The sequence below is a fragment of the Paucibacter sp. B51 genome, from assembly GCF_027863535.1.
Lineage (GTDB): Bacteria > Pseudomonadota > Gammaproteobacteria > Burkholderiales > Burkholderiaceae_C > Paucibacter_A > Paucibacter_A aquatilis.
In genome coordinates this window covers 4213855-4235600 of the sequence record NZ_JAPIVN010000001.1, presented here as the reverse complement: position 1 = coordinate 4235600, position 21746 = coordinate 4213855, and the positions used below count along the sequence as shown (strand labels likewise).

11 protein-coding genes are annotated in these 21746 nt (G+C 66.3%); 4 read left to right on the top strand and 7 right to left on the bottom strand.

Annotation, left to right across the window (positions count from 1 at the left end; translation table 11 throughout):
- The first annotated feature begins 11 nt into the window (after positions 1-11).
- Together OOB33_RS17825 and OOB33_RS17820 are read left to right on the top strand one after the other, a co-directional pair.
- Positions 12-3290 (top strand): DUF268 domain-containing protein, encoded by a 3279-nt coding sequence (locus OOB33_RS17825; RefSeq protein WP_271009650.1) that lies wholly within the window; start codon positions 12-14, stop codon positions 3288-3290.
- A 57-nt stretch (positions 3291-3347) separates the two neighbouring features.
- The gene (locus OOB33_RS17820) at positions 3348-4073 is read left to right on the top strand and encodes an FkbM family methyltransferase (protein ID WP_102766927.1); all 726 of its coding nucleotides are present in this window, start codon (positions 3348-3350) and stop codon (positions 4071-4073) included.
- 99 nt (positions 4074-4172) lie between these two features.
- Here the strand turns inward: OOB33_RS17820 and OOB33_RS17815 are convergent, their stop codons facing one another.
- Genes OOB33_RS17815 through gmd form a run of 5 tightly spaced genes read right to left on the bottom strand, consistent with a single transcriptional unit; the run spans position 4173 to position 8225 of the window.
- The gene (locus OOB33_RS17815; RefSeq protein WP_271009649.1) at positions 4173-5276 is read right to left on the bottom strand and encodes a DegT/DnrJ/EryC1/StrS family aminotransferase; all 1104 of its coding nucleotides are present in this window, start codon (positions 5274-5276) and stop codon (positions 4173-4175) included.
- Positions 5277-5286: 10 nt separating this feature from the next.
- Positions 5287-5877 (bottom strand): class I SAM-dependent methyltransferase, encoded by a 591-nt coding sequence (locus OOB33_RS17810; RefSeq protein ID WP_271009648.1) that lies wholly within the window; start codon positions 5875-5877, stop codon positions 5287-5289.
- Positions 5874-6281, bottom strand: coding sequence for a hypothetical protein (locus OOB33_RS17805; protein ID WP_102766925.1), 408 nt, complete (start codon positions 6279-6281; stop codon positions 5874-5876). Before OOB33_RS17805 ends, OOB33_RS17810 begins: the two co-directional genes overlap by 4 nt.
- A complete protein-coding gene (locus OOB33_RS17800) occupies positions 6268-7194 on the bottom strand; it encodes an NAD-dependent epimerase/dehydratase family protein (RefSeq protein ID WP_271009647.1) in 927 nt (308 codons plus the stop codon). The genes OOB33_RS17805 and OOB33_RS17800 overlap by 14 nt, the downstream gene beginning before the upstream one ends.
- Entirely contained in the window at positions 7191-8225 is a 1035-nt protein-coding gene (gmd, locus tag OOB33_RS17795) for a GDP-mannose 4,6-dehydratase (RefSeq protein ID WP_102766923.1), read from the bottom strand. Before gmd ends, OOB33_RS17800 begins: the two co-directional genes overlap by 4 nt.
- Before the next feature lie 318 nt (positions 8226-8543).
- Between gmd and OOB33_RS17790 the strand changes: the two genes are divergently transcribed.
- Together OOB33_RS17790 and OOB33_RS17785 are read left to right on the top strand one after the other, a co-directional pair.
- The gene (locus OOB33_RS17790) at positions 8544-9554 is read left to right on the top strand and encodes a WxcM-like domain-containing protein (RefSeq protein ID WP_271009646.1); all 1011 of its coding nucleotides are present in this window, start codon (positions 8544-8546) and stop codon (positions 9552-9554) included.
- The gene (locus OOB33_RS17785; protein WP_271009645.1) at positions 9551-10660 is read left to right on the top strand and encodes a DegT/DnrJ/EryC1/StrS family aminotransferase; all 1110 of its coding nucleotides are present in this window, start codon (positions 9551-9553) and stop codon (positions 10658-10660) included. The genes OOB33_RS17790 and OOB33_RS17785 overlap by 4 nt, the downstream gene beginning before the upstream one ends.
- Positions 10661-10681: 21 nt before the next feature.
- Here the strand turns inward: OOB33_RS17785 and OOB33_RS17780 are convergent, their stop codons facing one another.
- The gene (locus tag OOB33_RS17780; protein ID WP_271009644.1) at positions 10682-11176 is read right to left on the bottom strand and encodes an acyltransferase; all 495 of its coding nucleotides are present in this window, start codon (positions 11174-11176) and stop codon (positions 10682-10684) included.
- Between the two features lie 158 nt (positions 11177-11334).
- Positions 11335-21651 carry a hypothetical protein gene (locus tag OOB33_RS17775; RefSeq protein WP_271009643.1) on the bottom strand — a complete coding sequence of 3439 codons (10317 nt, stop codon included), beginning with the start codon at positions 21649-21651 and terminating at the stop codon, positions 11335-11337.
- Positions 21652-21746: the final 95 nt, after the last annotated feature.

The window sequence follows — 21746 nt, the reverse complement described above, 5'->3', positions numbered from 1 at the left end:
GAGACCCGAGCATGGCTGACAAGTTCTTCATCGCCTACTGCACCAGTGGCCTGGGCAATCGCCTGCGCCCCCTGGCCGCGGCCATTGCCTACTGCCGTCTGACCGGGCGCAAGCTGCGCGTCTACTGGGATTCGATCACCCCCAACGGCTGCCTGACGCCGCTGGAGCGCCTGTACCAGAACCAGTTCGACCCCATCAGCCTGGCCGAAATCGAGGCTCTGGCTGGCCGCAGTGTGGCCTTGTTCACCGAGAAGGGGCCCGGCCATGGGGTCACGCGCGAGGCCGAGCGTTTCGGGCGCGATCAGCTGCTGAAGGTCTCGCAATTCTCGACGCCCCAGCATGCCCAGGCGCTCAGGCTCGATGATCCGCATGAGACCGTGATCGTCTACGACAACGACTATCTGGACTGCGTGCCGCGGGAATTGTCGATCGCTGCCTTGCGCAGCCTGGTGCCGGCCGAAGACATCCGCGACCAGGTGCTGGCTCAGGCGGCCGAGCACGGCCTGACCCTGCAGACCAAGGGCGTGCATGCCCGCGGCACTGACTTCGGGCTCAAGGACGCGCTCGATCTCTACAGCGGCCTGATCCGCGATCGCATCGGCGTGGACCGCGGCGAAAAGTTCTTCCTCTCGACCGAAGACGCGCAGCTGGAGCAGGGCTTACGTGAGCTGTTCCCCAGCCAGCTGATGAGCCGCCACGACCGCCTGCATCTGCAGCTCAACGAGGGCAAGGCAGTCTGGGGTGATCCGGACAGCTACACCGTCAGCGCCGACCATGGTGTCGATGCGCTCAAGGACATCTACCTGCTGTCCTGCGTCAATCTGGTGGTTTTCCACCCGGGCAGCACCTTTGCCGAGATTTCGCGTCATCTGCACGGCGTGCTGCAAGAGGCGGCTGCGCCTGTGGCCGCCACGGTGGCCGCGCCGGCTGCTGCGCCGCTCTCGGCCCTGGAGCAGGTCAACAGCCTGTTTGTGCAGCGCTGCACCCAGATGCTGCCGCGCGGCGGCGCCAAGTTTCCGCTCAGCGCCGTTCAGGGTGAGCCCGGACCGGCGCCGCTGGAAACCGTGCCGCCCGAGTTCATCTACTGGGAGACCCTGGGCTACAAGACCCCCATTCTCGAGCGCATGATCATGGTCAGCAGCTCGACGCCGGTGCTGCACTGGGATGCCGAGCGTTTCAATCAATGGGTGGAGGCCGGGCTGTCGCGCTTCACCGAGGCCGATTTCCGCACCCTGTGCCCCTACCCGGAGGCCCTGTCCCAGATCGCCAAGCTGCAAAGCCATATCCGCGGCAGCAAGATCCTGGTGATTGGTTCCGAGACCTACTGGCTGGAGCTGCTGTGCTGCCTGTTCGGCGCGGCCGAAGTCACCACGGTCGAGTACCGCGAGATCCACTGGGACGGCGAGCTGCGCAGCCCGACCCCCGTGCGCACCATCACCTGGGACCAATACCTGCAGGAGCTGGATCGTCATGAGCAGGCCTATGACATGGTGCTGTCCTACAGCTCCATCGAGCACTCGGGCCTGGGCCGTTACGGCGACCGCTTCATGCCGCTGGGCGACCTCTACACCTTCTTGCTGATGTCGCGTTGCATTGCTCCGCATGGCATGTGCGCCGTCGCCGTGCCGGTGGGGCAGGACCTGACCCATTTCAATGCCCATCGCATCTATGGCGTCACCCGCATGCGGGCGCTGGAGCAGGTCGGTGAAATGAAGCTGATCGGCATGGCCACGCCCGACGAGGCCTATCTGGCCAGCCACGAGACCGAGGCGGGCCTGCGCGCCGGCTGGTCGATCGCCTCGCTCGCCACCTTGCCCCTGGGCAAGCTGCGCCAGCCGGTGTTGTGTTTCGGCCAGGCCAGCTTCAGCAATGAGAACTTTGCCGCCCACCGCATGGGGCGTGTGCCGGCAGGCTTTGGTGCCGCGCATGCCACCGCTGCCGCAGCCGAGGCGCCGCAGCCGGCCAGCACGGCCGTGGCCGGCCGTCCGGCCGACCCGCACCAGATCGCGCTGCAGGCCAGTGCCCAGGCCATCGGTGGCGCCCGCTTTGTCGAGGTGACCCATGTGCGGCCCTTCGGTTTCAGCGAGCTGGAGGTTCAACGCGTCAACGTTTCTGTCGATGAAGCCCTGGCGGCCGATCCGGCCCAGTTCGCCGGTATCCAACATTGCTTCCTGCATGTGCTGCTGGGCTGTGGCGTGCCGCAGGCACGTTTCATCCAGACCTTGCGCTGGGCGCTGCAGCATTTCGAGCAGGTCCACATCTTGGAGCACAACGCGGCCAGCAGCGACTGGGAGGTCAGCGAAGCGGTGCGCATCGATCATTGCATCGCCAATTGCCTGAACAGCGAGCAGCTCTACAGCATGGCCCGTCTGCTGAGCTTGCAGGTTTCGCCCCTGCAGCGACTGCCGGGCTGGCAGTCGCCCGAGCGCAATGTGCTCTTCACCCTGGCCGGCAAGAGCCAGGCCTTGCGCTGGGACGATGTGGCCGGCTTCTACGGCCAGGTGGGCCTGACGGCGCAAATGGGCGGCAAACATTCCTTCCAAAGCTGGAACGATGTCTACCTGGGCACGGCCGAGGCCGTCAGTCTGGTGCAGCGCCACATCCAGCAGCTTCACGCGGCCCGCGGCCGCTATGTGGGCAAGAGCCTGTTTGCCAGCTGCGGCGGCTTTTTCAGCCTCGATCAGATGCAGGCCTGCAGCGGCCAGGGCCTGGCCGAGCTGGTGCTGTTCGATGTCAACCCCTTCACCGTCAGCTTTGCCCAGACGGTGCACCGCTTGATCAAGGGCGCGCCGAGCCGGCGTGATTTCCTGCAGGCCTATCTGCTGGCCAAGGTCGAGGCCTTGCCAGGTGACCGCTTTCAGATCGATGCGCGCACGCCGTTTGAGGCGCGCGTGCGCCAGGCGGCCGAGGTGGGCGCGCTGTACGGTGAGGATATTTTCAACATCCTGCGCAGCCTGTTGTTCGCCCGTCTGCAAGGCAGCGGCCTGCAGGTCTGGGGCATGCGCAATGTCGGCGACAACCGCATCGATGTGGCGGCGCGCCTGGACCTCCATGCCAACCAGGAGCGCTTCATCGATTCCAACTGCTTGATCAACGGCGAGGGCTCCTGGCTGTCCAGCGAGGGCGCCTACCTGCAGGTGCGCAATCTGCTGCTGAACACGCCAACCCGCTACGTGGTGGCCAGCATCGAGGCGCTGGACAGCAAGCCTGGCGATCTGATGCTGGCCTCCAATATCTTTGACTTTGTGCCTCCGGCGGTGCGCCAGAAGATCGCGGCTGATGTGCTCTGAGGCCGCATCCGATGCCGAGCTCAGCCCCATGATTTCGAGTCTCAGGAGGGCTCTGACATGATCGAAACCCGCACGGTGACCCTGGGTGACCAGAGCGCAACCGTCAGCCTGCGCGCCGACAAGTACGAGATTCCGCTGTTTGAACAGATCTTCGGTGCGCAGGTATTTTCCGTGGCCCGCCTCAAACGTGCGGCCGAACTGAACAAGTTCTACAACTTTGCGGTGCAGATGGGCTGGACGCCCTTGATCATCGATCTGGGCGCAAATGTGGGGCTCAGCGCCTTGTACTTCAGTCTGCAGTGGCCCAAGGCCAAGGTGCTGGCGGTGGAGCCGGAAGCCAGCAACTTTGATTGCCTGGTGGCCAACACCTTGTCACGCCCGCAGATCACGGCCTTCCAGCGCGCCGCCAGCTGCCGCCAGGAGGCGGTGGAGATCAGCAACCCCGACACCGATCCCGTGGGTTTTCAGACCCGCGCCGCCGCGGGCGGTGGCATTGCCACCATCACGGTGCCCGAGCTCTTGCAGCAGTACCCGATGTCGGCCGGTTTCCTGCCGTTCATGATCAAGGTGGACATCGAAGGCTATGAGTCGGTGCTGTTCGAAGAGAACGTCGACTGGATCGATGCCTTCCCCTTGATGACCATCGAGTTGCACGACTGGGCCCTGCCTGGCCAGGGGACCTCGAAGAACTTCCTCAAGGCGATCGCCGGGCGCGATCGTGATTTTGTCTACCTGGGTGAGAACGTCTTCTCGATCCCGTACCGCCTGAGCTTGCCGATCTGAAGCGGCCGGCTGCGGGTCTCTCAATCAAAAGGGCCACGCGGTTTGCGCCGCGTGGCCCTTGTGTTTTTGTTGCGGGCGAGGCCTCGTGGCCCCGATCGCTCAGCCCAGATAGAAGCTGCGGATGCTTTGGCAGATGCGCTCGATCTGCGCGTCACTCAGCTGGATCATGGACGGCAGCCACAGGCCCGAGCGGCCGATCTCTTCGGCCACCGGATGATGGCCGGGCAAGGCGTAGGCTTTCTGCTGGTGGATGGGCGGGTACATGGTGCGGGTGCCGATGCCCTGGGCCTTGAGATGGGCGGCCAGGGCATCGCGGCGCTCGGCGCGGCAGTCGATGAACCAGGGCGTGCACAGGCTCAGGTCATGGGCGAAGAGCTGGATGCCGGGGATGCCGGCCAGGCCTTCGGCATAGCGACGCCAGATTTCCTTCTTGCGCTCGATGCGGCCGGGCAGCTGACGCATCTGGGCCAGGCCGACGCAGGCTTGCAGCTCGGTGAACTTGAAGTTGTAGCCGATGCTGTCATGCACATCGGTGCCGCCTGCGGCGCGGCCGAAGTCCTTCAGGCGGCGCAGCCTGTCGGCCAGCGCATCGTCGTCGGTGATCAGGGCGCCGCCTTGGCCGGTGGAGATGATCTTGGGGGCCGAGAAGGAGAAGCTGCCGATGGCGCCGGCGCGGCCGATGTGGCGGCCGTCGGGGTAGACGGAGCCCAGGGACTGGGCGGCATCTTCGATCAGGGCCACCCCGGTTTCGCGCGCCAGGGCCTCGAAGGCCGCGATGCCGCAGGCCGGCGCGCGGCCGTTGGCCGAAACCAGCATGATGGCGCGGGTCTTGGGCGTGATGGCGGCGCGCGTGGCGGCCAGGTCCAGGATCAGGGTGTCGGGGTCGACATCGACGAACACCGGTTGCGCGCCCAGCATCTTCACCGAGTTGGGCGTGGCGATCATGGTGTAGTCGGGCACGATGACTTCATCGCCCGGGCCCACGCCCACGGCGATGGCGGCCAGGGTCAGCGAGACCGTGCCGTTGTTGACGACGATGCAGTGGCGCGCGCCGGTGAACTCGGCGATCTGGCGCTCGAAGGCCTCGGTCTTCTTGAACTCGGTGAAGAAGCCGTCTTCGTCGAGGTAGGCCATCAGCTCGGCCTTTTCCTCGCCGCCGAACAGCGGCCGCATCTGGGGGATGAATTCTGGTGTGTCGCTCATGATGGCGGGGTCAGGTGGGCTTGCGCGCCTGCAGGTTCAGGGACACCAGGATGCCGGTGTCCTTTTGCATGTGGGGAAAGTAGGCCTGCGAGTGGTCGTCCACCGCGGCATGCTCGGTCTGGCGCCAGTCCCAGCGCTCGGGGGCGACAAAGCCGCAGGCTTCGAGCAGGGTGCTCAGGCTGGCCTGGTCGTAGGTGGTCTTGTGATACAGGGTGGCCGGGCCTTGCTCGGTCTGGATGGCCATCTTGCCGTAGAGCGGGCCCAGCACCCGGGCCAGCTCGCCGGTTTGCTGGTAGACCTGGATCAGGGCCTGGAAATCCGGTACGGCCAGGCGCAGCACGCCGCCCGGGGCCAGCACCCGGTGCCACTCTTTCAGCACCTCACTGGCCTGGTCGCGGTCGAAATACTCCAGCGCATGGCTGCAGTAGATCAACGAGGCCGAGTTGTCGGCCAAGAAGGGCAGGGCGTCGATGCCGGATTTGTGGTCGATGTGCGGCATGTCGCACAGGTCCACATGGACGAAGCCGGGGATGACCCGGTGCCAGCAGCCCAGATGGACCTTGATCAGCGCGCCCGTCTCGCCCATTGCTGCCGCGCTCACAGCCGCCTCCGGTCCGCGTCGGCGCCGACATAGGGGCCGTTCTTGATCTCCAGCACCTGGGTGCCGTTCTCCAGGATGTGATAGCCGTGGCCGCCGCGCAGCAGCACCAGGATGTCTCCGGCGCCGGCCTCCAGCTCGGCCACCTTCTGATCGGCCGTGTCGTAGATCTCGGCGCGCACCCGGCCGGCGCGGATGTAAAGCACTTCTTGCGTCCACAGCACCTCGCGGCTCACTTCATTGTGGCTGTGGGCCAGCAAGGTCTTGCCCTGCTCATAGCCCCAGGTGCCCACCTGCTGGTAGTCACCCTCGGGGGAAAAGAACTGCAGGCCGCCGCTCCAGGCCACGCTGGCCGGGATGTGGCGGGCCAGCACCAGCTCGCCTTGCTTGATTTCAGTGACTGCCATGGGCTTCTTGCTCCAGATACCAGCGGATGGTGGCGCGCACGCCGTCTTCAAAATCGATCTCGGGGGACCAGTTCAGCAGGGCCTGGCCGCGGCTGCCGTCCACCGTCTTGTAAGGGGCGCCGTCGGGCTTGCTCGGGTCCAGCACCAGACGACCGGTGTAGCCGATCTCGCGCTGGATCATCTCGGCCGTGGCCAGGATGGAGATGCCGCGGCCGACACCGATATTGACCGGCTGCTCGCAGCGCGGCGCAGCCAGGCCGCGGACCAGGGCTTGCGCGCCATCGTCCACATGCAGCCATTCGCGCACCGGCGTGCCGCTGCCCCAGACCACCACCTCAGGCAGGCCCAGCTTCTTGGCCCGGGCGAACTTCATCACCAGGGCGCCCAGGGCATGGGAGCGCACTTCCTCGAAATGATCCTCGGGGCCGTACATATTCGACAGGATCAGGTTGATCACATCGAGCCCGTACTGCTGGGCATAGGCTTGCGCGCCGACCCAGGAGGCCTTGCGCACAAAGCCGTAGACCATGACGGAGTCATGCAGGGGGCCGTCCCAGAACTCGTCTTCCTTGAAGAGCGTGGCCTTGGCCGGGTAGGCGCAGTTGGAGATCGGGTTGACGATGCGCTGCACGCCGTGGCGCTGGGCGCTGGCGAGCAGATTCAGCGTCATCTGCAGGTTGTTGTGAAAGAGCTCGGCCGAATGCTTGTAGCCGAACTGGATGCCGCCGACAAAGGCCGCGCAGTGGATCACCTGGCTGGGCTTGTGGGCGGCAAAAAAAGCCTCCGTGGCGATGGGGTCGCGCAGGTCCAGACCCAGAGACAGGGAGGTCTTCAGATGGGGCTGGCCCTGGGCGTCCAGCAGGCGGCAGACGCGTCGACCCAGAAAACCGGTGGCGCCGGTGACCAGAATCATGGCTCATGGCCTCCGTAGGTTTCGTTCTTGAGGTCGTACTGCACCATCATGCGCACCAGGTCGCGGATCGAGGTCTTGGAGGTCCAGCCCAACTTTTCGCGCGCCTTGCTGGCGTCGCCCCAGAGCAGGTCCACCTCGGCCGGGCGGAAGTAGCGCGGATCGATCACCACCAGGGGGCGGCCGGTGCGGCGGTCCAGGCCGCGCTCGTTCACGCCTTCGCCTTGCCAGTCCAGCTCGATGCCCACTTCGGCAAAGGCCATGTCCACAAACTGGCGCACGGTGTAGGTTTCGCCCGAGGCGATCACATAGTCATCGGCCTTTTCCTGCTGCAGCATCAGCCACATGGCTTCCACATAGTCCTTGGCATAACCCCAGTCCCGCTTGGCATCGAGGTTGCCGAGGCTGAGCACGGCCTGGCGGCCTTGGGAGATGCGGGCCACGGCCTTGGTGATCTTCTTGGTCACAAAGGTCTCGCCGCGGCGAGGCGATTCGTGGTTGAACAGGATGCCGTTGCAGGCATAGAGGCCATGGCTCTCGCGGTAATTGACCACGATCCAGTAGGCATAGAGCTTGGCCGCGCCGTAGGGCGACTTGGGGTAGAAGGGCGTCTTCTCGCTTTGCGGCGCGGTCTCGGGCAAGCCGCCGAACAGCTCGGAGGTCGAGGCCTGGTAGAAGCGCGGCTTGATGCCCAGGTCTTTGATGGCATTGAGCAGGCGGATGGTGCCCAGGGCATCGACCTCAGCGGTGTACTCGGGCACCTCGAAGGACACGGCGACGTGGGACTGGGCGCCCAGGTTGTAGATCTCGTCAGGCTGGATCTTGGACAGCAGGGTGTGCAGATTGCTGGAGTCGGTCAGGTCACCGTGGTAGGTCTTGAAGCGTTGGTGCTCGAGCAGGTGGTCGATGCGCGCCGAGGTGAAGACCGAGCTGCGGCGCAGGGTGGCATGCACCTCGTAGCCTTTGGCCAGCAGGGATTCCGCCAGGTAGGAGCCATCCTGCCCCGTCACACCGGTGATGAACGCTTTTTTCATGGGTGTTTGCACTTTCGCTGGTTCAATTTCTCGCTGGAGCGTCCGAAAACGCGTGCGCCACAGCCTTGGCTTGCATTGGAGCGCAAGCCCGCCGGGCCCAAACGCCGGATTCAGCCGGGATTCGCTCCCTAAACCTGAGTCTATAGGGTGTGCCGCGCCTCTCCGCGCGGCCAGCATTGGGGTAAACAGCCGGGCTCCAACCCTCTTTGTCGTAGCTTCCTTGGACAGCGCATCCAGTATCCTGCGCAGCATCGGGTGCGGCGCCGGCCGTGCCCCTGAGACCCAAGCGCGACCAGCCAGCCAGGAGTGAGCCGCAACGTGAATGCACCGATCTTGACCCCTGAACCGCAATCGCCGCCGGGCGTCTATGTCCACCCCATGGCCTTGCTGGAGAGCGCGGCGGTGGGCGAGGGCAGCCGCATCTGGGCCTTCAGTCATGTGCTGCCGGGCGCCCGCATCGGCCGCGATGCCAATATCTGCGACCACGTTTTCATCGAGAACGATGTCGAAGTCGGTGACCGGGTGACGATCAAATGCGGCGTGCAGCTCTGGGACGGGGTGCGCATCGAAGACGATGTCTTCGTCGGCCCCAACGTCACCTTTTCCAACGATCCCTTCCCGCGCAGCAAGCAGCGGCCCGAGGCCTTTGTGCAAACCCGGGTGCGCCAGGGCGCCAGCATCGGCTCAGGCGCCACGATTCGCCCGGGTGTGACCATCGGCGCACGCGCCCTGGTGATGGACGGCGCCGTGGTCAGCCGTGATGTGCCACCCAATGCCATCGTCGCCGGCAACCCCGCCCACATCACCGGTTATGTGGACACACCCCACGTGGACTTGCCAGGCCAGGCTTCGGCCGCCCGGGCTGCAGCCCTGTCGGCCGACAGCCTGCCACAGCTCAGCGTGGCGCGCGCCACCTTGCACCGCCTGCCCAAGATCGTCGATCTGCGCGGTGCCCTCAGCTTTGGCGAGATCGGCAGCCATCTGCCCTTTCAGCCGCAGCGCTTCTTCATGGTTTACGACGTGCCCAGCCGCGAGGTGCGCGGCGAGCATGCCCACCGCGCCTGCCACCAGTTCCTGGTCTGCGTGAAGGGCTCGGTCGGCATCGTCGTCGATGACGGCCAGCACCGCGACGAGATCCTGCTCGACAGCGCCCGCCTGGGCCTGCACATCCCGCCCATGGTCTGGGGCATCCAGTACCAGTTTTCGCCCGACGCCGTCTTGCTGGTGCTGGCCTCGGACACCTACAGCGCCGAAGACTACATCCGCAACTACGACGAGTTCCTGGCTGCAGTGAAGGAAGCCAAGGCCACCGGGGGAGCCCAGGCATGAGCGAGATGGCGAAGATTCCTTTCCTCAACCTGCAGCCGGCCTACCGCAGCGCCCAGGCCGAGATCGACGCGGCCCTGCTGCGCGTGGCTGGCAGCGGCTGGTTTTTGCTCGGCCAGGAGCTGCAGCAGTTCGAGGCGGCCTACGCTCGCTTTTGCCAGACCCAGCATTGCGCCGGTGTCGCCAATGGCCTGGATGCGCTGACCCTGTCCTTGCGCGCCCTGGGCGTGGGCCCGGGTGACGAGGTCATCGTGCCCAGCAACACCTATGTGGCCACCTGGCTGGCGGTCAGCCAGTGCGGCGCCCGGCCGGTGCCGGTGGAGCCCGACCCGCAGACCTACAACCTCGACCCGGCCCGCGTCGAAGCGGCGATCACGCCCCGGACCAAGGTGCTGTTGCCAGTGCATCTCTACGGCCTGCCGGCCGAGATGGATGCCTTGGTGGCCCTGGCCCGCCGCCACGGCCTCAAGGTGTTGGACGACTGCGCCCAAGCCCATGCGGCCGAGTACCGCGGTCGCCGCGTCGGCAGCCTGGCGGACATCTCGGCCTGGAGCTTCTACCCGGGCAAGAACCTCGGCGCCATGGGCGATGGCGGCGGTGTCACCACGGCCGATGCGGCGCTTGATGCCCAGCTGCGCGTGCTGCGCAACTACGGCTCGCGCATCAAGTACCACAACGAAGTCAAGGGCATCAACTCGCGCCTGGATGAGATCCAGGCCGCCGTGCTGGCCGCCAAGCTGCCGCATTTGCAGGCGGCCACCGACGAGCGCCGCCGCCTGGCGGCGCAGCTGCGCGATGGTCTGTCCGGCCTGCCGCTGCAGCTGCCGGTCGAGCCCGAGGGCCTGCGCTCTGCCTGGCATCTCTTTGTGGTGCAGCATGAGGCGCGCGACCGCCTGGCCGCCGCGCTCGAGGCCCAGGGCGTGGGCAGCCTGATCCACTACCCGGTGCCGCCGCATCTGCAGCCGGCCTATGCCGAGCTGGGCTATGGCCCCGGTGACTTTCCCATCGCCGAGGCCATCCATGCCCGGGTGCTGAGCCTGCCGCTGTGGCCGGGCATGAGTGAGGCCCAGGTCGAGCGCCTGATCCAGGTCGTTCGAGCCAGCGTGTGATGCCAGCCCGGGCCTGAAGGCTCAGGCTGGTGCCGGTCCGCGGGAGCGGGCCGGGTTGCCCACCCACAACTCGCCCGCGGGCACATCGCGGGTCACCACGCTGCCGGCGCCGATCAAGGCGCCCGCCCCAATCGTCACGCCGCCGAGGATGGTGGCATTGGCCCCGATCGAGGCGCCTCGCTCGATGCGGGTGCGCTGGAACTCGGCCGGATAGCGCTTGGAGCGCGGCGTGCGGTCGTTGGTGAAGCTGACATTGGGCCCGATGAAGACATCGTCGGCCACGCTCAGCCCATCCCAGAGCTGCACGCCGCTTTTCACCGTCACCCGGTCGCCCAGGCAGACATCGTTTTCCACAAACACCTGGGCGTTGAGATTGCAGTCCGCGCCGATGCGCGCGCCGGCCAGCACCACACAGAACTGCCAGATCTGCGTGCCGGCGCCGATGTGCGGGCTTTGCACATCGGCCAGGGCGTGGATGCGGGGCGCGCGAGGATCGGCGGCAGGCGTGTCGGACATGGCAGGGATGGAGGCGGCGTGGATCGGTTGTCGGGGGAGCATAAAGCAAGCGAGCCCCGAGTGAGGGCGCCGTGGAGGGCGCCCCACTCGGGGCTCGCAGCCCCGCGGTGTGCGGGGCGACCCGGCCCCGGGGTCGGGGCCGGGTCCGGGCTGATCGATCAGATCAGCGGGTTCATGCGCTGCAGCTCGTCGTCGTCGGGACGCTGCTTGACGAACAGGTGTTGCTGGCTCACCTGCGCGTTCTGGCTGTGATCCAGATCGCTGCCCTTGACCGCGGCCCCTTCGCCGAGCAGGGTGCCAGCCGGTCCGGCCAGCACATCCCCCAGCTGCGGCGCGGGAGCTGCGGCCTGGCTGTTGTCCTTGGCGAACCAGACGTCGGCCATGGTGTGGGTCTGACCGTCGCTGGTCGTGTAGCCCGACACCAGTCCCACCAGATTGCCCTGGTCGATCGTGCTGTTGGCTTGCGCCGCCAGGTTCATCTCGGTGATGCCCAGCTCTTGCAAGGATTTCAGCTCGCCGCCATCGGTTTGGCCGTCGCTGTCCGCATCGACCCAGACCTTGAGCTCGCCGAAGCTCTGATCCAGCGCATTGAGCTTGCCGTCGTGGTTGAGATCCAGCTCGCGCATCGCGGCATAGCCGTCGGTGGCGCGTTGACCGGAGCCCAGTTCCGTGCCCGAGCCGAACAACTCCTTGCCGCTGTTGATGATGCCGTCACCATTCAGGTCGCGCACCAGCAGGCCGTCGTTGCCGCCAACCCAGCCCCATTTCTGGCTGGTGTTGCCCGTGCCGTTGACGTCAAAGTTCACGCCGTCGGCCGCGCTCAGCGTGCTGATGCCGTTGCCGTCCAGGTCCAGCACGATCGGGGTGGCCAGGTAGAGACCGTCCAACTGGGCTGCTGTCAGCGCTGCCAGAGATTCGGTGGCGAAGGACAGGACCTGAGCCATGTTCAGCTTGGCCAGATCTTCGGCGTCGAAGCCCTTGATCTGATCCGAGGTGATGCTGTGGATCTGCTCCGTGGTCAGGCCCGCCATCTGGGCCGTGGTGAAGGCCTTGATGTCCTCGGACACAAACTTGGAGAACTGCTCCGTGCTCAGGCTGCCGATCTGGATCGAGCTGAAGGTCGCGACCTGGGTGGTTGTCAGCGCCACCATGTCGTCGGTGCTCAGGGTGTCGAGCTGGTTGACGGTGATGGACTGGAACTGCTGGGTCGTGAAGTTCACCAGATGCTCGGTGGTCAGGGCCTCGAACTGCTCGGTGCTGAAGTTGCGCAGCGCCGAGGTGGTCAAGGCACGCAGGTCATCGGTGGCCAGCTTGGACATCTGCTCAGTCGTGAAACCTCCCACTTGCGAGCTGTTCAAGGCATTGGCCTGCTGCGTGGTCAGCGCGATCACCTGGTCGGTGGTCAGCGCGCCCAACTGCCCGGCCGTCAGGCCGCGGAAGCCCGCGGTGCCGATGGACGAGAAGTCTTCCGTCGTCAGCGTCTTGATCTGGTCGGTGCTGATGGCGCCGACCTGGGTCGAGCTCATGGCGCGGAACTGGGCCGTGGTGAAGGCATTCAGATCATCGCTGGCCAGGCCTTGGATCTGGCCTGCGGTCAAGGCATTGACCTGCGTGGTGCTCAGAGCGCCCAGCTGATCGGAGCCCAGGGCGCCGAGCTGGTCAGTGCTCAGGTTGCGCAGCGCGCCGGTGTTGATCGCCTGCAGGTCATCCGTGGCCAGCTTGCTCATCTGCTCGGTGCCGAAGCCAGCGACCTGAGCGCTGTTCAATGCAGCCGCCTGGGTGGTGGTCAGGGCGATGATCTGGTCGGTCGTCAGCACACCCAGCTGGCCGGCGCTCAGGCCGCGCAGACCGCTGGTGCCGATGGCGGCCAGGTCCTCGGTGGTCAGGGTCTTGATCTGATCCGTGGAGATGGCGGCCACCTGGCCTGAACTCATGGCGCGGAACTGCGCCGTGGTGAAGGCGTTCAGGTCGTCGCTGGACAGGCCTTGGATCTGTGCATTGGTCAAGGCATTGACCTGTGCCGTGCTGAGGGCGCCGAGTTGGTCGGAGGCCAGTGCGCCGAGTTGTTCGGTGCTCAGGGCTCGCAGGGCACTGGTGTTCAGCGCTTGCAGATCATCCGTCGCCAGCTTGGAGACCTGTTCGGTGCTCAGTCCCACGATCTGAACGCTGTTCAGCGTCGCCGCTTGGGCCGTGGTCAGCGCGACCACCTGGTCGGTGGTCAATGCGCCTACCTGGCCGGCCGTCAAGCCACGCAGACCCGCCGTGCCGATGGAAGACAGGTCTTCCGTCGTCAGCGTCTTGATCTGATCGGTGGTGATGGCCGCGACCTGGCCCGAGCTCATGGCGCGGAACTGGGCCGTGGTGAAGGCGTTCAGGTCGTCGCTGGACAGGCCCTGGATCTGGCCGGCGGTCAGCGCGTTGACTTGTGCGGTGGTCAGGGCGCCGAGCTGGTCGGACGCCAAGGCACCCAATTGCTCGGTGTTGAAGGCGCGCAAGGCACTGCTGTTGATGGCTTGCAGGTCGTCGGTGGCCAGCTTGGACATTTGCTCCGTGCCCAGACCGGCGACTTGCACGCTGTTCAGGACGGCCACCTGCTGGGTGCTCAGGGCGATCACCTGGTCCGTGGTCAGAGCGGAGACTTGACCGGCTGTCAGGCCTCGCAGGCCCGCGGTGCCGATGGACGCCAGGTCCTCGGTGGTCAGGGTCTTGACCTGATCCGTGGAGATGGCCGCCACCTGGCTCGAGCTCATGGCGCGGAACTGGGCCGTGGTGAAGGCGTTCAGGTCGTCACTGGACAGACCCTGGATCTGGCCGGCGGTCAGGGCATTGACTTGCGTGGTGGTCAGTGCGCCGAGCTGGTCGGAGGCCAAGGCTCCCAGCTGCTCGGTCGTCAGATTGCGCAGGGCGCTGGTGTTGATCGCCTGCAGGTCATCGGTGGCCAGCTTGGAGACTTGTTCCGTGCCCAGGCCGGCAATCTGCACGCTGTTGAGCGTGGCGGCTTGCTGGGTGGTCAGGGCGACGATCTGGTCGGTCGTCAGCACGCCGACCTGGCCGGCCGTCAGGCCACGCAGACCGCCCGTGCCGATGGCGGCAAAGTCCTCGGTCGTCAGGGTCTTGACCTGGTCGGTGGTGATGGCACCGACCTGGGCCGAGCTCATGGCGCGGAACTGGGCCGTGGTGAAGGCGTTCAGGTCGTCACTCGACAGGGTCTGGATCTGGCCGGCGGTCAGGGCATTGACCTGGATGGTGCTCAGAGCTCCCAGCTGGTCCGAAGCCAAGGCACCAAGCTGCTCGCTGTTGAGGTTGCGCAGGGCGCTGGTGTTGATGGCTTGCAGATCCTCGGTGGCAATCTTGGACATCTGCTCGGTGCCGAAGCCCACCACCTGGACGCTGTTCAGCGCAGCGAACTGGGTGGTGCTCAGCGCAATCACCTGGTCCGTGGTCAGGGCGCCGAGCTGGCCGGCCGTCAGGCCACGCAGGCCGCCCGTGCCGATGGATGACAGATCCTCCGTCGTCAGGGTCTTGACCTGGTCGGTGGTGATGGCGCCGACCTGGGTCGAGCTCATGGCGCGGAACTGGGCCGTGGTGAAGGCGTTCAGGTCATCGCTGGACAGACCTTGGATCTGGCCGGCCGTCAGCGCGTTGACTTGCGCCGTGCTCAGTGCGCCGAGCTGGTCGGATGCCAGGGCACCGAGCTGATCGCTGTTGAGGTTGCGCAGGGCGCTGGTGTTGATGGCCTGCAGGTCATCGGTGGCCAGTTTAGACATCTGCTCGGTGCTCAAACCGCTGACCTGGATGCTGTTGAGCGAGGCCGTTTGGGCCGTGGTCAGCGCAACGATCTGGTCGGTGGTCAGGGCGCCGACCTGGCCGGCGCTCAGGCCCCGCAGGCCGCCTGTGCCGATGGCGGCGAAGTCCTCGGTGGTCAGGGTCTTGACCTGGTCGGTGCTGATCGCGCCAACTTGCGTCGAGCTCATGGCGCGGAACTGGGCCGTGGTGAAGGCGTTCAGGTCATCGCTGGACAGGCCCTGGATCTGGCCGGCGGTCAGTGCATTGACTTGCGCGGTGGTCAGGGCGCCGAGCTGGTCGGACGCCAGCGCACCGAGCTGATCGCTGTTGAGGTTGCGCAAGGCGCTGGTGTTGATGGCTTGCAGGTCATCGGTGGCCAGCTTGGAGACTTGCTCCGTGCCCAGGCCGGCAATCTGCACGCTGTTCAGGGCGGCGGCTTGCTGGGTGGTCAGGGCGACGATCTGGTCGGTCGTCAGGGCCCCCAGCTGGCCGGCCGTCAGGCCACGCAGGCCGCCCGTGCCGATGGCGGCAAAGTCCTCGGTCGTCAGGGTCTTGATCTGATCGGTGGTGATGGCCGCGACCTGGGTCGAGCTCATGGCGCGGAACTGGGCCGTGGTGAAGGCGTTCAGGTCGTCGCTGGACAGGTTCTGGATCTGGCTGGCCGTCAGCGCATTGACTTGCGCCGTGGTCAGCGCGCCGAGCTGGTCGGACGCCAGCGCACCGAGCTGGTCGCTGTTGAGGTTGCGCAGGGCGCTGGTGTTGATGGCTTGCAGGTCATCGGTGGCCAGCTTGGAGACTTGTTCCGTGCCCAGGCCGGCAATCTGCACGCTGTTGAGCGTGGCGGCTTGCTGGGTGGTCAGGGCGACGATCTGGTCGGTCGTCAGGGCGCCGACCTGGCCGGCCGTCAGGCCACGCAGGCCACCCGTGCCGATGGACGCCAGGTCCTCGGTGGTCAGGGTCTTGATCTGGTCGGTGCTGATGGCGCCGACCTGGGCCGAGCTCATGGCGCGGAACTGCGCGGTGGTGAAGGCGTTCAGGTCGTCGCTGGACAGGCCTTGGATCTGGCCGGCCGTGAGTGCATTGACCTGCGCCGTGGTCAGGGCGCCGAGCTGGTCGGAGGCCAGGGCACCGAGCTGATCGCTGTTGAGGTTGCGCAGGGCGCTGGTGTTGATGGCTTGCAGGTCATCGGTGGCCAGCTTGGAGACTTGCTCCGTGCCCAGGCCGGCAATCTGCACGCTGTTGAGCGCCGCGGCCTGGGCCGTGGTCAGGGCCACGATCTGGTCGGTCGTCAGCACACCCACTTGGCCCGCGGTCAGGCCCCGCAGGCCGCCGGTGCCGATGGCGGCGAAGTCCTCGGTGGTCAGGGTCTTGACCTGGTCGGTGCTGATCGCGCCAACTTGCGTCGAGCTCATGGCGCGGAACTGGGCCGTGGTGAAGGCGTTCAGGTCATCGCTGGACAGGCCTTGAATCTGGCCGGCCGTCAGTGCGTTGACTTGCGCGGTGGTCAGGGCGCCGAGCTGGTCGGAGGCCAGCGCACCGAGCTGGTCGCTGTTGAGGTTGCGCAGGGCGCTGGTGTTGATGGCTTGCAGGTCATCGGTGGCCAGCTTGGAGACTTGCTCCGTGCCCAGGCCGGCAATCTGCACGCTGTTCAGGGCGGCGGTTTGCTGGGTCGTCAGGGCGACGATCTGGTCGGTGGTCAGCGCGCCGACCTGGCCGGCGCTCAGGCCACGCAGGCCGCTGGTACCGATGGCCGCGACATCCTCGGTGGTCAGGGTCTTGATCTGGTCGGTGCTGATGGCGCCGACTTGCGTCGAGCTGATGGCGCGGAACTGTGCCGTGGTCAGCGCATTGAGGTCGTCACTGGACAGACCTTGGATCTGGCCCGCGGTCAACGCATTGACTTGGGCGGTGGTCAGGGCGCCAATCTGGTCAGAGGCCAGGGCACCGAGCTGCTCGGTCGTCAGATTGCGCAGGGCGCTGGTGTTGATGGCTTGCAAGTCATCGGTGGCCAGCTTGGAGACTTGTTCCGTGCCCAGGCCGGCGATCTGCACGCTGTTGAGCGTGGCGGCTTGCTGGGTGGTCAGGGCGACGATCTGGTCGGTGGTCAGGGCGCCGACCTGGCCGGCCGTCAGGCCACGCAGGCCGCCCGTGCCGATGGACGCCAGGTCCTCGGTGGTCAGGGTCTTGATCTGGTCGGTGCTGATGGCGCCGACCTGGGCCGAGCTCATGGCGCGGAACTGGGCCGTGGTGAAGGCGTTCAGGTCATCGCTGGACAGGCCTTGGATCTGGCCGGCCGTGAGTGCATTGACCTGCGCCGTGGTCAGGGCGCCGAGCTGGTCGGATGCCAGGGCACCGAGCTGGTCGCTGTTGAGGTTGCGCAGGGCACTGGTGTTGATGGCTTGCAGATCGTCGGTGGCCAGCTTGGAGACTTGCTCGGTGCTGAAGCCCGCGACCTGCACGCTGTTCAGGGCGGCGGCTTGCTGGGTGGTCAGGGCGATGATCTGGTCGGTCGTCAGCACACCCACTTGGCCCGCGGTCAGGCCACGCAGGCCACCCGTGCCGATGGCGGCAAAGTCCTCGGTGGAGAGGGCTTTGATCTGGTCGGTGGTGATGGCCGCGACCTGGGTCGAGCTCATGGCTCGGAACTGGGCCGTGGTCAGCGAGTTGAGGTCGTCGGTCACCAGGCCTTGCACCTGGCCGTTGTTCAGTGCGTTCACCTGCAGGGTGCTCAGGGAGGCCAGCTGATCCGAGGCGAGCGCGCCGACCTGTTCGGTACTCAGGGCCCGCAGGGCACTGGTGTTGATGGCTTGCAGGTCGTCCGTGGCCAGCTTGGAGATCTGCTCTGTCGTCAGGCCGGTCACCTGCACGCTGTTGAGCGCAGCCGTTTGGGCCGTGGTCAGCGCAACGATCTGGTCGGTCGTCAGCACACCCACTTGGCCCGCGGTCAGGCCACGCAGGCCGCCGGTGCCGATGGCGGCGAAGTCCTCGGTGGTCAGGGTCTTGACCTGGTCGGTGCTGATCGCGCCAACTTGCGTCGAGCTCATGGCGCGGAACTGGGCCGTGGTGAAGGCGTTCAGGTCATCGCTGGACAGGCCCTGGATCTGGCCGGCGGTCAGTGCATTGACTTGCGCGGTGGTCAGGGCGCCGAGCTGGTCGGACGCCAGCGCACCGAGCTGATCGCTGTTGAGGTTGCGCAAGGCGCTGGTGTTGATGGCTTGCAGGTCATCGGTGGCCAGCTTGGAGACTTGCTCCGTGCCCAGGCCGGCAATCTGCACGCTGTTCAGGGCGGCGGCTTGCTGGGTGGTCAGGGCGACGATCTGGTCGGTCGTCAGGGCCCCCAGCTGGCCGGCCGTCAGGCCACGCAGGCCGCCCGTGCCGATGGCGGCAAAGTCCTCGGTCGTCAGGGTCTTGATCTGATCGGTGGTGATGGCCGCGACCTGGGTCGAGCTCATGGCGCGGAACTGGGCCGTGGTGAAGGCGTTCAGGTCGTCGCTGGACAGGTTCTGGATCTGGCTGGCCGTCAGCGCATTGACTTGCGCCGTGGTCAGCGCGCCGAGCTGGTCGGACGCCAGCGCACCGAGCTGGTCGCTGTTGAGGTTGCGCAGGGCGCTGGTGTTGATGGCTTGCAGGTCATCGGTGGCCAGCTTGGAGACTTGTTCCGTGCCCAGGCCGGCAATCTGCACGCTGTTGAGCGTGGCGGCTTGCTGGGTGGTCAGGGCGACGATCTGGTCGGTCGTCAGGGCGCCGACCTGGCCGGCCGTCAGGCCACGCAGGCCACCCGTGCCGATGGACGCCAGGTCCTCGGTGGTCAGGGTCTTGATCTGGTCGGTGCTGATGGCGCCGACCTGGGCCGAGCTCATGGCGCGGAACTGCGCGGTGGTGAAGGCGTTCAGGTCGTCGCTGGACAGGCCTTGGATCTGGCCGGCCGTGAGTGCATTGACCTGCGCCGTGGTCAGGGCGCCGAGCTGGTCGGAGGCCAGGGCACCGAGCTGATCGCTGTTGAGGTTGCGCAGGGCGCTGGTGTTGATGGCTTGCAGGTCATCGGTGGCCAGCTTGGAGACTTGCTCCGTGCCCAGGCCGGCAATCTGCACGCTGTTGAGCGCCGCGGCCTGGGCCGTGGTCAGGGCCACGATCTGGTCGGTCGTCAGCACACCCACTTGGCCCGCGGTCAGGCCCCGCAGGCCACCCGTGCCGATGGCGGCAAAGTCCTCGGTGGTCAAGGTCTTGACCTGGTCCGTCGAGATGGCCGCCACCTGGCCCGAACTCATGGCGCGGAACTGCGCTGTGGTGAAGGCGTTCAGGTCATCGCTGGACAGGCCTTGGATCTGGCCGGCCGTCAGTGCGTTGACTTGCGCGGTGGTCAGGGCGCCGAGCTGGTCGGACGCCAGCGCACCGAGCTGGTCGCTGTTGAGGTTGCGCAGGGCGCTGGTGTTGATGGCTTGCAGGTCATCGGTGGCCAGCTTGGAGACTTGCTCCGTGCCCAGGCCGGCAATCTGCACGCTGTTCAGGGCGGCGGTTTGCTGGGTGCTCAGGGCGACGATCTGGTCGGTGGTCAGCGCGCCGACCTGGCCGGCGCTCAGGCCACGCAGGCCGCTGGTACCGATGGCCGCGACATCCTCGGTGGTCAGGGTCTTGATCTGGTCGGTGCTGATGGCGCCGACTTGCGTCGAGCTGATGGCGCGGAACTGTGCCGTGGTCAGCGCATTGAGGTCGTCACTGGACAGACCTTGGATCTGGCCCGCGGTCAACGCATTGACTTGGGCGGTGGTCAGGGCGCCAATCTGGTCAGAGGCCAGGGCACCGAGCTGCTCGGTCGTCAGATTGCGCAGGGCGCTGGTGTTGATGGCTTGCAAGTCATCGGTGGCCAGCTTGGAGACTTGTTCCGTGCCCAGGCCGGCGATCTGCACGCTGTTGAGCGTGGCGGCTTGCTGGGTGGTCAGGGCGACGATCTGGTCGGTGGTCAGGGCGCCGACCTGGCCGGCGCTCAGGCCACGCAGGCCACCCGTGCCGATGGACGCCAGGTCCTCGGTGGTCAGGGTCTTGATCTGGTCGGTGCTGATGGCGCCGACCTGGGCCGAGCTCATGGCGCGGAACTGGGCGGTGGTGAAGGCGTTCAGGTCATCGCTGGACAGGCCTTGGATCTGGCCGGCCGTCAGTGCATTGACTTGCGCGGTGGTCAGGGCGCCGAGCTGGTCGGACGCCAGCGCACCGAGCTGATCGCTGTTGAGGTTGCGCAGGGCGCTGGTGTTGATGGCTTGCAGGTCATCGGTGGCCAGCTTGGAGACTTGCTCGGTGCTGAAGCCCGCGACCTGCACGCTGTTCAGGGCGGCGGCTTGCTGGGTGGTCAGGGCGACGATCTGGTCGGTGGTCAGCACGCCGACCTGGCCGGCCGTCAGGCCACGCAGGCCACCCGTGCCGATGGCGGCAAAGTCCTCGGTGGTCAAGGTCTTGACCTGGTCCGTCGAGATGGCAGCCACCTGGCCCGAACTCATGGCGCGGAACTGGGCGGTGGTGAAGGCGTTCAGGTCATCGCTGGACAGGCCCTGGATCTGGCCGGCGGTCAGTGCATTGACTTGCGCAGTGGTCAGGGCGCCCAGTTGGTCCGAGGCGAGCGCGCCGAGCTGGTCGGTGCTGAGATTGCGCAGTGCCGCCGAGTTGATGGCTTGCAGATCATCGGTGGCGAGCTTGGACACCTGCTCGGTACCCAGGCCGGCGACCTGACTGCTGTTCAGGGCGGCCGCTTGTTGGGTGGTCAGGGCGACGATCTGGTCGGTCGTCAGGGCGCCCACTTGACCAGCGCTCAGGCCGCGCAGGCCGCTGGTGCTGATGGCGGCAAAGTCCTCGGTGGTCAAGGTCTTGATCTGGTCGGTGCTGATGGCGCCGACCTGGGTCGAACTCATGCCGCGGAACTGCGCCGTGGTGAAGGCGTTCAGGTCATCGCTGGAGAGGCCTTGAATCTGGGCGGCAGTCAGTGCATTGACCTGGGCGGTGGTCAGGGCGCCGATCTGGTCAGAGGCCAGGGCGCCGAGCTGCTCGGTCGTCAGATTGCGCAAGGCGCTGGTGTTCAGCGCCTGCAGATCGTCGGTGGCCAGTTTGGACAGCTGCTCGGTGCTCAGGCCCGAGACCTGGGTGCTGTTCAAGCCCGCCGCTTGCTGGGTGGTCAGCGAGACGATTTGATCGGTGGTCAGGGCCCCCAGCTGCCCGGCGCTCAGGCCGCGCAGGCCGGAGGTGCCAATCGCAGAGACATCCTCCGTGGTCATGGTCTTGAGCTGATCGGTGGTGATGGCCGCCACCTGGGTCGAGCTCATGGCCCGGAACTGTGCCGAGTTCAGCGCGTTCAAGTCGTCGCTGCCCAAGCCCTGGACCTGGCTCGCCGTCAGGGCATTGACCTGGGCGGTGGTCAGGGCGCCGAACTGGTCGGAGTTCCAGGCCGCCAGCTTGTCGGTGCTGAGCTGGCGGATCGCCGCGCTGCTCAAGACCCGCAAATCGTCGGTCTGGAAGAAGGCCACCTGGTCGGAGCTCAAGGACGCGAGCGCCAAAGTGCCCAGCGAGGCGAATTGACGGGTCGTCAGCGCAATGATCTGGTCGCTGCTGAATGCCGCCCAGTCTTCGGAGGTGAGGCGGGACAGCGTGCGCGTGGACAGGCCTGCAATCTGCTCTGTCGAGTAGCCGGGGATCAGTGTCGTCATGATGAGCTCACTTGGTATGTTCCTGGTTCCAGGGCCGGATCGGGCATCTGGAACCGATGATTCGCTGGGCTAAAACTGGCCTTGCTTCAGCAATT